The organism is Nostoc sp., from assembly GCF_036917155.1.
Lineage (GTDB): Bacteria > Cyanobacteriota > Cyanobacteriia > Cyanobacteriales > Nostocaceae > Nostoc.
In genome coordinates this window covers 1-12,146 of record NZ_JBALDZ010000115.1, presented here as the reverse complement: position 1 = coordinate 12,146, position 12,146 = coordinate 1, and the positions used below count along the sequence as shown (strand labels likewise).

The following is a 12,146-nucleotide window of genomic DNA, read 5'->3' as shown; positions in this document are numbered from 1 at the left end:
GAGATTGCTTTTGCGCCATGTGATTTATTCTACGATGCTATGTGCATCTATTTACTTTTTCTTTTTTGCACTACCCCGATTTATTGAGCGGATACTTAGACATCATATAATGACTGATTACTACTAATTACAAACTAGGCACAATCTCTTAATTATGAATAAACCCAAGAATACGGGAATACTTGAAAACTTTGTCAATACAGTGATGGGAGTAAAAACTCTTAATCAACAACAGTCTTCAAATACATTAATAGCAAAAGTGTTGAATGTTAATAAAAATTCGATAAAAATAGCCCAAAATATGTTAAATTTTGGGCGGAAGATTAAAGTATATCTATTTGATAGTGATTATAAATTCATTTCCCAAGATTGTCAAAGATATCTTGAGGGGACTGCCAAAAAACGATTATCCAGTATTGAACAGTCGTCTGTTCTTTGAGTGCTGGCTGCTTCTTTTGCTCTGGATAACAGCTTAACAAGTATGCGAGATTTGTTTAATAGATTAAACAACACAGGATTTGAGGTAGATATTTCTACTTTCTCTAAAGCAAATTTACATCGAACGGTGAGCTTCTCTTCTCTACGAGAGGCTGCGCGAATCCTAACGCACATAATTAATTATATATTGATGAGATAGAATCAATACAAATCAAGAATTAAGGAGCCAGAGCGTGCAAGCCATACTTTTAAGCCGCGAAGAAGTTGGACGACGTGCGAAAGAATTATATGAAAATAGCATTCGTCAACAAGTGGAGCGAGAAGAAAACATCGGTAAAATGGTGATCATTGATATAGAAACAGGTGAATACGCAGTTGATAAAATGGGCATAGAATCGGCGCGATATTTACGTAATAAAAACCCATTTGCTAGACTTTTTGGCATTCGCATTGGTTACAAAGTCGCTGTTTCCTTTAGTGGTGAGATGGAGCGCGATTATCGGTGATTTCTGGTATTGTCAAGAACGGACGCGCAACCGTTAATATCATATTTCGACTGCCCAATCAATCAGACTTTACTATTGAATTTGTTATCGATACAGGTTTTACAGAGTTTCTTTCCTTACCCCCAGCAGCAGTGACTTTATTGGGTTTTCCTTTTGTGTACGATATGTATGCAAATTTAGCTGACAATAGTAATGTAATCTTGCCAGTACATCAAGCTACCATTATTTGGAATGGAGAAGAACGGGAAGTGAATGTACTTGCTACAGGACGACTACCTCTATTAGGAACTGCTTTACTTGATGAGCATGAACTAGTCATACAGTTTATCGAGGGCGGTTTAGTAACAATTGATGAATTATAGTTGCTTTATTGGCAAAAGTTGGAGCTTGTATTAATAGTTAAGATGTTGCGATCGCCATTCGCAGGTGGATTTCAGGTATTATTTACCGATATAATCAGTAGGTAAATCAAGTAAAGTGGATATGAAGCCCACAAACGAACAAACTCAGGGACTCTACAGGCTTTGTTATCGACTTACTAATGTCATTTACCCTGGATGGCCATACACAAACATCGAACTTGTTAGGGTAGATGAACGTACTGGAAACTTATACATACTTGCTGGCGAAAATCTGGACTTTGAGATTAAACCAACCGGAGGGTATGAACCATGACAGTAGCTAAGTATGAAGCGATGAATCTCAATGAACTACGTCGCTATGTTCTCACTCGCCGAGAAGATGTTGCAGCTTTCCATGTGTATATCGATCGCTCAAAGTCTGAAGGGCAAATGATCAGCCTAGACTTGAATGATGAGAATTGGGAAGACAAAGTTAAAGAAGCAATTAAATACAGTTCCAATGCTATTCGTTGGTACTGTAATAATACACCAAAATATACTAAAGAAGCTCAGATAATTTCTGAATGGTGGAATCATTTAGATAATAAATTTGTTACCAAGCATCATCTTACTGGAATAGAAATTGATCAAGCAACTGGAATCTGGGAACCAATTCAAATTAACCCGCCACTGCAAATACGCATCAGTGAACCAAGTCTAGAAATTGGTCAATTTACTACGTTGCTCAAATATAGAGGTCAAGATAACTCTATAAAACAAACAGAAGCCGTTGCTATTGACCTGGATATTGCAAAGCAAAACCTATTTGTTTGGCCGACTCAAGCAGCAGAGGTTTTTATTTTCTCAACAGAGGCTACTTAAAACTTCGCTGTACTCAGTTCTAATCTCACTGAAGATATTTTTTACTGTCAACATCTCTGTATTTTGTGCGGTGATTCTCCTTTTGTTCAAGATTAGAGCCGTGAACTAAAGGGTTCCTATCGCTTTTGGGCATAGCTCTAATTTCTCTTGAAGATGAAGTGCGATCGCTTTAGCAAGAATAGGTGGTACAGCATTACCTAGCTGATTGTACTGGCAAAGAAACTTCTCGTCGAATCTCTCTTCTCGATGTGATGGTTTATATGGATTTAAACGTGGAACAGAGAAACCTGCCATCTCGAAACCTAGACCAAAGCCGCCAGCCCCAGCAAACAAATCAATAGTGATAGGTTGTGCTGTTACCATAGACTCTTAATGTGGTTACTCATCTGGTTTACCTTCTAAACTACTATGTATTTCATATTTGTTGATAATTTTACTCAATCTAAATCCTTGCCTACTAAGGCTTGTATCTTACCAAGCAAGGATTATTTAGGACTTGTCCCTATACCGTAACCATTCCTTTTAATACAATCCTACCCAGGACAATAAATTTTCCCACCAAGAATATCTCAAATTACCGACACTCAGCTTCATTTTGTTACGAATGTCTTGGATTTTCCAGTTGGTTAGTTTAGCTAAAGTTTGCGCTTCTTGTTCAAAACGCTTGGGCAAAGACCGTTTATATTCTCTACCCGCCTGACATTTGAGTTCTCCTTGGAACGGATGTTGCAAAACATAACGCCCTTGGAAAGATTCTCTGTTAGCAGTTTGTTGAAATATCAAGTCTTCAGGGAATTTGTCGCGGGTGTAGCGGACATGCAGCCGAGAGATGAAGACATTGTTACTTCTGGGAAAGGGACGACGAAAACCGGGGCTTACTGGCACATCGCTTGCAGAATTATCATCTAGCCAAAATACGCCTGCTTGCTTGAGTTCCTCTGGGGTTAGGGGTTCAGCAGAACAAGGATCGCAACTACTCATATCCCAAGCGTATTCTAAAAAACCAACTTTCCTGTCTTCTTTGGTGTAGGCAGTTTGAAACATGGATTTGTAGAATTCTCCAAATTCTTCTTTGACAAACAAGGGAACGTTTGCGTCGGAGGGAATTTTCACAGTCCGGTAGTTGGTGATTTCTGCCTGTCCTTGGGGTGAGAGAATGTAGACAATCAAATCCTGCTCTTTTGTGGCATTGATCATACCTAAACGAATTGGCAGCATGAATTTAGGCGATTGGTAGGAAATTTGTAGCGGACGGAGGAACTGATAGCCAGATTCCTCAAATTTATCCAAGTTTACTTTGGCAACAAAGAATTTCATTGAGGAGCGAATATAAGGCTGAAGTAACTGTTTCGCACCTCTGGGGATTTTGTAGCCATTGCGTTTGAGCCAAGTTTCGAGTCCGCCAGATTCTTTCGCACTGAGGATCACAATGTCATATTCGCCAACATTGAAACGAGCTTCGACTGTTACACCTAAACTAGCATCGCCCCTTGCATTCCCAGCTTCACTTCTAGCGGCAGTTGGCGCTGGTACTGCATCCATCCGATCATAATTACCTGTTGGGGCACAGGGATCTGAGTCAAAATATTCTACCAATCGCGGCGCACTAAAAGCATCTAGGCGCTCAATAATCTTGGGTTCAGTCACGTGAACTTGTTCTTTTTGCAGCACTGTTGGCACTGGTATTACTATTGCAAAATCTTTGACTTCGCCTTGAAAGTCGTTTGCCATTGTTAGGATAGTGCGTTCCCCATCCCGCGCTATTACCACCTGAGAAGCTTTGTTATACAGTTTTGTATCAGCTTTGGCTACATAAAATCCACAAAATGCCCAAGCTGCGGGTGCAAACCACAAAACAGCTACAATTGCTAACAATAATGGCGTTAAAAGTCGAAAAAACTTCATTATTTTATACCTCTACTTTTTTAGTGCGGAGTTAGGAGTTAGGAGTTAGGAGTTAAGAGTTAGGAGTTAGGAGTTAGGAGTTAGGAGTTCTACCCCTGCTTCCCCATCTCCCTCATCTCCCTTTTGCCAAGCAAACCTCGGCGCTAACCAGAGAACATCTAGTAAGATGCTCAACGGTGCAAGGGCAAACAGCGCCCAGAAAACTGCTGTGGAAATAAAGAAATAATTTCGCAGGATAAAAGTTAATCCGGCGATGCAGATTGCCCAAACTACACGCCCAATTCGGGAATTAGGGATTGATCGCGGATCTGTAATCATAAATAGGGCGAACAGCAGCAAAGATCCGCTCATCAATCGATGCCAGTAAACATCCCAAGTCCAACCCAGCCAGAGGTTGCGAATGGCTTCTAGCAAAGAGTAGGAACCTAAAAAAGCTGCTGTGGTGTCCCAACGACCAACGCGATGCAAAATCATGCCACCAGTACCGAGAAATAATAGCCCATACCACCACTCTTCACCCCATTGTCCCGGCGAAACCCAAGCATCGGGGGTGAGAATCAAGGCAGATATGATGCCGAAATTGGCGGGATTGAAGAAATGCTTATCACCGACTTGGAAAATAAATTTGCTGGCGATCGCAAGTACTGCCGCTATTGCCATTGTCGTCCAGTGGTCAGCCCGCAACAGTAAACTTAATCCCAGTGAGGTAATTAAAGCACTGCGAAGATTTGGGCTTTGTCCTACCCTGCGGGAAGCCGCTGGGGCGTCTATGTTGTTTGCTAATGACCAATGACCAATGACTAATGACAATATCCATTGAGTTGCTAGACTTGTGGCGATCGCTACCCCAATCAATTCTGGTCGCAGCGTCCAATCTCGTGTACCGATTCCCAAGACTAGGAACAAGCCGAGAAATAAAATTTGATAATCTCGTATATCTTTTAGCAACATTAACCATCCATTCCGCGATTACCCGTAGATTTCTCATCAATTTAGACGAGTGCTAGGTCAAATAGTGTTGCTGTTACAGATTTTGTTACAAAGCATCCACGCTCTCCCCATCTTCTTGGTAAAAGAGAGAGAGGTTTAGTATAAAAGTATGTCACTATTATGAGAACTGCTGAAAGATATCCTGTGCTTCCTTGCCCCTCCTGTGGCAATCGCTTACCAAGGCATCCAATTTGGCTAGAATATTGAGGCATTGTATGCGGTGTGATGTCTACGACGGGCTACGCCTACGCAGTTTGGTAAGCAACACCTACAAAAAGTTGTCAGCAGCAGATAAACGCAAAATGCAACTAGCTCCCCTCTTCCCAATTTTCTACCGCATTCTTCAGCCGAGTTTTCCCAACTGCCTTTGGAGTGGAAATCCCCATGTTAAAGCGATCGCACTCACATTCGATGATGGGCCACATCCACAATACACACCTGAAGTCTTGGCTGTATTAGATCGTTACAACATTACAGCGAGTTTTTTTTGGTTGGGTGTTTGCGTCAATCGTTCACCAGCCATTGCAAAAGCCGTTAGCGATCGCGGACACTGGATCGGATTGCATGGTTACGATCATCGCTCTTTCCCGATGCTTTCCCCAAATGACTTAAAGGAAACTTTAGAAAAAACCCAAGCTGCTATCTACAACGCCTGCAATCTGCAACCCGAACAAGTGCGAGATGTCCGCCCCCCCAATGGTTTATTTACACCTGCTACTTTAAAATTGTTCTTTCAGTGGAATTACCGCCCAGTGATGTGGAGCGTTGTACCAGAAGACTGGGTACGTCCAGGTGTAACCACTGTGATAGAGCGAATTATGCAGCAGGTCAAAAATGGCTCAATAATTGTTTTACATGATGGTGCTTGCGGTGGACAAGATGTTGCTGCCACAATTCAAATTCTCATTCCGCAACTGCTACAACAAGGTTATGAGTTTGTGAATGTTGATACTCTGTGGCAGCAAGTTAAGACCATACTTTAGTATTAGCCTGTCAAGTTAAATCAAAATGTGGTGTTAGCGTGTTCGGCATTAAAGTTTATCTGCGATTACGACATTGCAGTGGGTAGCGCTTACCTCGCCATGTCGTCCAACCATCTGCGATTTTAGTACGACTGTTGTATTTGAGATACCAGTTATCTTGTTCTGCACCTAAATAACGAATACCTAAATCCTGTCTTTTTGTGCTGGAAAAACGTTTTCCTAGAGGAACCCACGCACTACCGTTATCACTAAACCGTCCGACAAGACGGACACCAGAAGTCGTAGAGCAAACATCACCACTACAACTAGTTTGTGGGTCATCGACTACTTTCCACTGCATTTGGGCTGGTCTACCGTCAATATTACAATCCCAGAGACCAAAGAACCACTCACCAGCTATCTGACTGGCTTTAGCATGACTAGATACTAATACCAAACTTGCAGGAACAATCGCCAAACCCAAAAGCCATTTTGTAATGTTTTTCATAATGCTTTCCCAATACCTTAAGCTAATTTTTATTTTCTATTCACTTATATGTATCAGCATTGCTGTTTATGCAGTTAATTAAAGCATTAAGATTTAATATTTTTTTCATGTTCAAGACTTTTGATGCGTTTTCTAGAGTCCAACTACTAGTCTGTCAAATTCATTTTGACGATTAGAGAGACGCGATAAATCGCCGTCTCTACAGTGAATTTATCCATCAATTATTGACAGACTATTGAGAATATCAGCCTTTGGTGGCTGATATCCCAGTAGCTTGTGCTAGTTCCTAAAGTTGATGTGTGGCGAGAAAAGCTTCGACTTCAGCAGCAGTAGGTTGGGAAGCGATCGCACCTGCTTTAATGGTAGTCAGCGCTCCAACAGCACTGGCATAAGTGACAATGCGTTTTGCGATTTCTGCATCCCGCAAGCCGTGGATACCATTCTGACTCAACTGATGGATAAATCCTGCCAAAAAGCTATCTCCTGCACCAGTTGTATCAACTACAGGAATGGAAAACGAGGGTAATTTGCCTTCGTTCTCACCCAGACAATAAGTGCAACCATTTTCCCCATCTGTCACCAGTACCCCCTCAATGGAAGCTAGACGGTAAGTGATGGCTCCGGGATCTGCGGTTTCAAATAGCCATTCCGCTTCTTCTTTAGAGAGTTTCAGGAAATCAACTCGCTTAAATAATTCTGGAATTTTTTGATGGGCGATGTTTGGTTCATCCCAAAATACAGGACGCCAGTTGACATCCAACACAATTTTTAAGTCATAATGTTCTGCTAACTCTAAAGCGCGGTGAATTGCCTCTTCACTTTCAGGATAGGCTAATTCCAAAGTACCCAAAACCAGAAAATCTGCCTCTTGAAACAGTGAATCTGACAATTGTTTAGCTTGCAGGTGAGCATCGGCAAATTCAGAAGTATCATACTGACCAAATCCGGCAAAGGTGCGATCGCCAGCCAGATCCCGTGTAACATAAACTTGCCGCGTTGGCGCTGTGGGATAGCGTTGTACACCCGTCGTTTCTACACCTACATCTTGTAATAGCTTGACCAATGCATTCCCTGGTTCATCTTCGCCAACAGCTCCAATAAATCCCGCTGATGTTCCCAACTTGACTAAAGCACAGGCGACATTAGCTGGTGCCCCTCCTGGGTAAGGAGTCCAAGATTTCACTTCTTCCAGCTCTAGCCCCAATTGATCGGCTAAACAATCAAACAAAATTTCACCAAGGCACAAAACACGGGGATTGCTCATCTCATTTTAAATTTTAGATTTCGATTTGTGATTAGGAATTTACAGTATAAAATCTACAATAATTTTTGCTAATCTGTCGCCAGTCCTTCATAGAATTAAATGGCAATTTTTACTACTTATATAATATGTACATGCTTTTAATCTCACTTATTTCAGCTAAGTGCTTAGACGACATTTCGTTTTATTGAGCTATATTTATTACTTTCAAGACTGAGTGTTTTATCTGGATGCCAACTTGAAATCCAAAGAAAATATTGACAATCTTATTACTGCTAACACTTGAAACCCCTACCAAGAAAAGAATCTTCTAGAATTAGAAAGAGCGATTGAGTACATATACCAAGGGAGGATAGAAATAGTCATGGCTGGTGGCAAGTCTGAGACCCCCGTTAGTCTGTCAGACAGAGAACTGCAAATTATCGACTTAGTAGCCGCTGGCTTAACTAACCAAGAGATTGCAGGAAAACTGGAGATTAGCAAGCGTACAGTTGATAACCATATCAGTAATATTCTCACCAAGACCGAGACAGAAAATCGAGTAGCCCTTGTCCGCTGGGCTTTACAGTGGGGCAAAGTCTGTTTGAACGATGTCAATTGCTGTACTCTGCCTAACCAGATCGAATAAACAATTTACTAGTAGCAACGTAATTGCTTTGGTCTGGTATAGTTACAAGCCAATTTTGAGTTTTACTGATTTTCCCATCTTCACGCCTAAGTTTTCAGTGTGAACACTCTACCAAAAGTTCCGAGTCCTTCACTCAGCCGGATTTTATGTTAGTGGAGCCAGCTGACCCTCGGACTCGGAAACTATAAAGATCAGAATTTCTTATTCAGCAGAACAGATGTGGGAATGGGGAATGGGGAATGGGGGAGAAATGGAGGCAGGGGAAGAGTTTTGCCTAAGAAAGCAATGCCAGCCTCCCCTGCTTATCCGAGCAGGGGAGGCTGGGGACTGGGAAATAGGGAGAACCATCTACAATGCCCAATGCCCAATGCCCAATGCCCAATGCCCTAACTAAAAATCATCTACAAAAATTAGCAACAATTCAGTGGTGCAAGCGTTACATTTGAAAGAAATCTATGTTGCCCCATCGGCTTTGGGAGTAGTGTTCCAATGAATACTTCCGCTTCTTTTCAGGGTAGCTCGTCTCCCTTTGAATTTTTTAACTTTGATTTTACGACACCTGTATCTGAGAAAGTTCCGAGTCTTGAAGACCAATTTTCAGACTTTCCGCAACCCACACAAGACGCCGACTTACTCAGACAGCTATCGTTTATTCCAGGGTTGAAAGAAATTTTGATGTTGCGGCAGGTTCATGCATTAGAACATGCTACTGTTTGGGTTCTCAGCGAATCAAAAAGTGCCTATCCTGCTAGAGGAGAATCCACTAATGTTCAACTAGATAATGAGCTATTAGGCGGTTTGTCTACTGAACATGGATTCTACCTCTATGGTGAGGTAAATATTAGTGATTTGCGGCGTGCAGTCACACTTGCTCGACATCGCATCACCAGCGGAGAATGGGATTTGGCTGTACATCCCCGTTGTGGCACAAATTTATCAGTAGCAATGCTCTTAACGGCTGGACTAGCTGTGGGTGTGCATCTGTTGCTACCATTTCGACCAATCGAGCAACTTATAGGTTTGGGGTTAGCAGCAACGACAGCCGCAGAACTCGCGCCTGATTTAGGTTCTATGGCACAACGTTACCTAACAACTGCCATTCCTTTTAACCTAGCAATTGAAAATATTACCCGTACACGCGACGTTTGGGGACGTGAGGCACATTTTGTTAAAGTGGGCTGGCAAGAGTAGGGATGAGGGGGATGAGGAGGATGAGGGGGATGAGGAGGATAAAGAAAATATTACTCCCTCATCTCCCCCTACTCCCTCATCTCCCCCTACTCCCTCATCTTCCCCTGCTCCCTCATCTTCCCCTAAAAAATAAATTATGAGAAAACTTTACTTCTTACTCCCCGGTACAGATGGCAAATTTGCCTGTGGTGGTCTTTGGGCAGAATTAAAAGCACTTAATCTAGTTCAGCATATTTGTAGTGCTGATGTTGTAACTTACCATCAACGAGAAAAAGATAAGCTTTTTATCGATGATTTGCTAGAAGAGAAAAATTTAAATGATGTAATTTTTGTTATCAGTTGGGGATTTGATATAGCTCAACTCGTGGCTAAACTTAAACAATACAATGTTGTTTACCATGCACATAGCGCAGGTTATCCATTTAGACTACCTGCAAGTATTCCAATCATGACCGTTAGCCGCTATACAATGGGATATTGGGGAGAAAAATCACCTAATTCTCTGATTTATTATTTGCCCAATCAAATTTCTGATGAGTTTCAAAATTTAGGTCTGGAACGAGATATTGATGTTTTAGTTCAAGCTCGGAAGTCTTCTGAGTATTTAATTAAAGAATTGATTCCAGCGTTGCAAAAACGTTGTAAAGTATTGGTTGTTGATTCATACATAGAGGATTTACCTGGACTATTCAACCGAGCTAAAGTTTACCTCTATGATTCTGCTGAGTATTGGGCACAACTGCGCGTTAGTGAAGGATTTGGTCTACAACCAATGGAAGCTCTTGCCTGTGGCTGTCAAGTATTTTCAAGTGTTAACGGTGGATTGGCTGATTACTTAGATCCGGGATTTAATTGCTATAAAATTGCTGGATATTCTCAAGAATATGATGTCCAACGTATTCTGAAGGTAATTGAGTCTTCGGGAGCAGTTAGCTTATCTGAAGAATTTTTGGTTGAACATCGGACTGAAAATATTATTCAGCGTTTCCAAGTTATTCTGGATGAGTTGAATGAGTTTTTTGACCACAAAATCCAGCAGCCATCTAATATTAAGAGTTTGACGAAAATACGGGTGGCGAAATTACTCGCTCAGAGGATATATGGGAAGCTGAGGAAGAAATATTTTAAATCATAGAAACAAACCGCAGAGGCGCACAGATCACAGAGAGAAGAGAGGAAATTGAATGAGTCGGCGGTTATTAGTTACTGGGGGTGCGGGGTTTATTGGGGCAAATTTTGTACATCACTGGTGTCAGGTTTATCCTGACGATCGCGTGGTGGTGTTGGATGCTCTTACCTATGCGGGGAATCGTCTGAATTTGGTGCTGGTTGAGGGTGGAGAGAATTTCCGGTTTGTGCAGGGGGATATTTGCGATCGCACCATCATAGACGAGCTATTACCAACAGAAAATATTAATACCATCGCCCATTTTGCCGCTGAATCTCATGTCGATCGTTCGATTCTTGGGCCCGCTGCTTTTGTACAAACTAATGTGGTAGGAACTTTCACCCTGCTAGAAGCTTTTCGGCAACATTGGGAGACAAAAGCACAGCCACCTGATTATCGTTTTTTACACGTTTCTACTGATGAAGTTTACGGTAGTCTGGGCGCAGATGATGCAGCTTTTTCTGAAACGACATCCTACGCTCCCAATAGTCCCTATTCAGCTTCAAAAGCAGGTAGCGATCATTTAGTACGTGCTTATTATCATACTTATCGACTGCCAACCATTATCACAAATTGCTCTAATAATTACGGACCTTATCAGTTTCCTGAAAAGCTAATTCCCCTGATGTGTATCAACACTTTGATCGGGAAACCATTACCTGTCTATGGTGATGGTAAAAATGTCCGCGATTGGCTTTATGTGGGCGATCATTGCCGTGCTTTAGATGTGGTAATTAATCAGGGTAAACCAGGAGAAACATATAATATTGGTGGCAATAATGAGGTGGAAAATATCAACCTTGTGCAACTTTTGTGTCAGATGATGGATGAATTAGCATCTGATTTACCAGTGCGTCCAGCAAAACAGTTGATTACTTTTGTCAAAGATAGACAAGGACACGACAGGAGATATGCAATTAATGCGAATAAGATTAAAACTGAGCTTGGTTGGACACCTTCAGTAACAATTGCTGAGGGTTTACGTTTAACTGTTGAATGGTATCTCAATCATCGAGATTGGTGGGAACCTCTGCTGTCTGCGGAATATCAAGCTTACTATCGCAAAAATTATCTTTAACCCACATTCTGCACCCAATAGTGTCACCATCGATAATTGTTGTGATTTACTCTGTCGATGGAGGCATGATTTTTTGTGGCGTGAGGTAATCTCCCAGTGCCTTTATGATGGAATTGACGTTTTCAAGGCGCGGGTTGCCATTGCTGGATAAGGCTTTTTGCAATCCCCGACGTGTCATGCCTATTTGCTCGGCTATCCCCTAGCTATCTAATTGGTATACAAAGCAGGTAAGCTGATATTACACCTACCATCGGTAAAAAATTAGTGATAGTAAAGTTGCCTCGCCAT

The 12,146-nt window shown here is 41.7% G+C and carries 15 protein-coding genes and 1 pseudogene; 10 read left to right on the top strand and 6 right to left on the bottom strand.

Features of this window, described 5'->3' with window-relative positions:
* Positions 1–344 precede the first annotated feature (344 nt).
* The 5 genes and pseudogenes from V7K67_RS16275 to V7K67_RS16255 all read left to right on the top strand — a co-directional run.
* Positions 345–565: pseudogene (locus V7K67_RS16275) on the top strand (IS4 family transposase); the annotation flags it as partial.
* 106 nt (positions 566–671) lie between these two features.
* A complete protein-coding gene (locus V7K67_RS16270) occupies positions 672–944 on the top strand; it encodes a hypothetical protein (RefSeq protein ID WP_334729102.1) in 273 nt (90 codons plus the stop codon).
* Complete coding sequence (locus V7K67_RS16265; protein WP_334729103.1) at positions 941–1,306, top strand: clan AA aspartic protease; 366 nt, start codon at positions 941–943, stop codon at positions 1,304–1,306. The genes V7K67_RS16270 and V7K67_RS16265 overlap by 4 nt, the downstream gene beginning before the upstream one ends.
* Before the next feature lie 121 nt (positions 1,307–1,427).
* Positions 1,428–1,619, top strand: coding sequence for a DUF6888 family protein (locus V7K67_RS16260; protein ID WP_334729104.1), 192 nt, complete (start codon positions 1,428–1,430; stop codon positions 1,617–1,619).
* The gene (locus V7K67_RS16255; protein WP_334729105.1) at positions 1,616–2,167 is read left to right on the top strand and encodes a DUF6887 family protein; all 552 of its coding nucleotides are present in this window, start codon (positions 1,616–1,618) and stop codon (positions 2,165–2,167) included. Before V7K67_RS16260 ends, V7K67_RS16255 begins: the two co-directional genes overlap by 4 nt.
* A gap of 105 nt (positions 2,168–2,272) precedes the next feature.
* Here the strand turns inward: V7K67_RS16255 and V7K67_RS16250 are convergent, their stop codons facing one another.
* The 3 genes from V7K67_RS16250 to V7K67_RS16240 form a co-directional block, all read right to left on the bottom strand.
* On the bottom strand, positions 2,273–2,530 hold the full coding sequence (locus V7K67_RS16250) for a hypothetical protein (protein ID WP_334729106.1): 258 nt from the start codon (positions 2,528–2,530) through the stop codon (positions 2,273–2,275).
* Between the two features lie 159 nt (positions 2,531–2,689).
* Positions 2,690–4,072: a DUF2330 domain-containing protein gene (locus tag V7K67_RS16245; RefSeq protein ID WP_334729107.1), complete on the bottom strand. Its 1,383-nt coding sequence runs from the start codon at positions 4,070–4,072 to the stop codon at positions 2,690–2,692.
* Positions 4,073–4,138: 66 nt separating this feature from the next.
* Positions 4,139–5,023 (bottom strand): RnfABCDGE type electron transport complex subunit D, encoded by an 885-nt coding sequence (locus V7K67_RS16240; RefSeq protein WP_334729108.1) that lies wholly within the window; start codon positions 5,021–5,023, stop codon positions 4,139–4,141.
* A gap of 341 nt (positions 5,024–5,364) precedes the next feature.
* Between V7K67_RS16240 and V7K67_RS16235 the strand changes: the two genes are divergently transcribed.
* On the top strand, positions 5,365–6,045 hold the full coding sequence (locus tag V7K67_RS16235; protein ID WP_334729135.1) for a polysaccharide deacetylase family protein: 681 nt from the start codon (positions 5,365–5,367) through the stop codon (positions 6,043–6,045).
* Positions 6,046–6,100: 55 nt separating this feature from the next.
* On the opposite strand, the gene V7K67_RS16230 is transcribed toward V7K67_RS16235, so the two are convergent.
* Together V7K67_RS16230 and V7K67_RS16225 are read right to left on the bottom strand one after the other, a co-directional pair.
* A complete protein-coding gene (locus tag V7K67_RS16230; protein WP_334705859.1) occupies positions 6,101–6,532 on the bottom strand; it encodes a DUF6006 family protein in 432 nt (143 codons plus the stop codon).
* A gap of 286 nt (positions 6,533–6,818) precedes the next feature.
* Positions 6,819–7,796, bottom strand: coding sequence for a carbohydrate kinase family protein (locus V7K67_RS16225; RefSeq protein WP_334729109.1), 978 nt, complete (start codon positions 7,794–7,796; stop codon positions 6,819–6,821).
* 361 nt (positions 7,797–8,157) lie between these two features.
* Between V7K67_RS16225 and V7K67_RS16220 the strand changes: the two genes are divergently transcribed.
* From V7K67_RS16220 to rfbB, 4 genes are all read left to right on the top strand, one after another.
* Complete coding sequence (locus V7K67_RS16220) at positions 8,158–8,421, top strand: helix-turn-helix domain-containing protein (RefSeq protein WP_069073632.1); 264 nt, start codon at positions 8,158–8,160, stop codon at positions 8,419–8,421.
* 489 nt (positions 8,422–8,910) lie between these two features.
* Positions 8,911–9,612 (top strand): DUF6391 domain-containing protein, encoded by a 702-nt coding sequence (locus V7K67_RS16215; RefSeq protein WP_334705862.1) that lies wholly within the window; start codon positions 8,911–8,913, stop codon positions 9,610–9,612.
* A gap of 136 nt (positions 9,613–9,748) precedes the next feature.
* Positions 9,749–10,747, top strand: a complete 999-nt coding sequence (locus V7K67_RS16210; RefSeq protein ID WP_335167432.1) for a glycosyltransferase — start codon at positions 9,749–9,751, stop codon at positions 10,745–10,747.
* Between the two features lie 49 nt (positions 10,748–10,796).
* The gene (gene rfbB / locus V7K67_RS16205) at positions 10,797–11,858 is read left to right on the top strand and encodes a dTDP-glucose 4,6-dehydratase (protein ID WP_335167430.1); all 1,062 of its coding nucleotides are present in this window, start codon (positions 10,797–10,799) and stop codon (positions 11,856–11,858) included.
* Positions 11,859–11,904: 46 nt separating this feature from the next.
* Here the strand turns inward: rfbB and V7K67_RS16200 are convergent, their stop codons facing one another.
* The gene (locus V7K67_RS16200) at positions 11,905–12,042 is read right to left on the bottom strand and encodes a helix-turn-helix domain-containing transcriptional regulator (RefSeq protein ID WP_335167436.1); all 138 of its coding nucleotides are present in this window, start codon (positions 12,040–12,042) and stop codon (positions 11,905–11,907) included.
* Positions 12,043–12,146 lie beyond the last annotated feature (104 nt).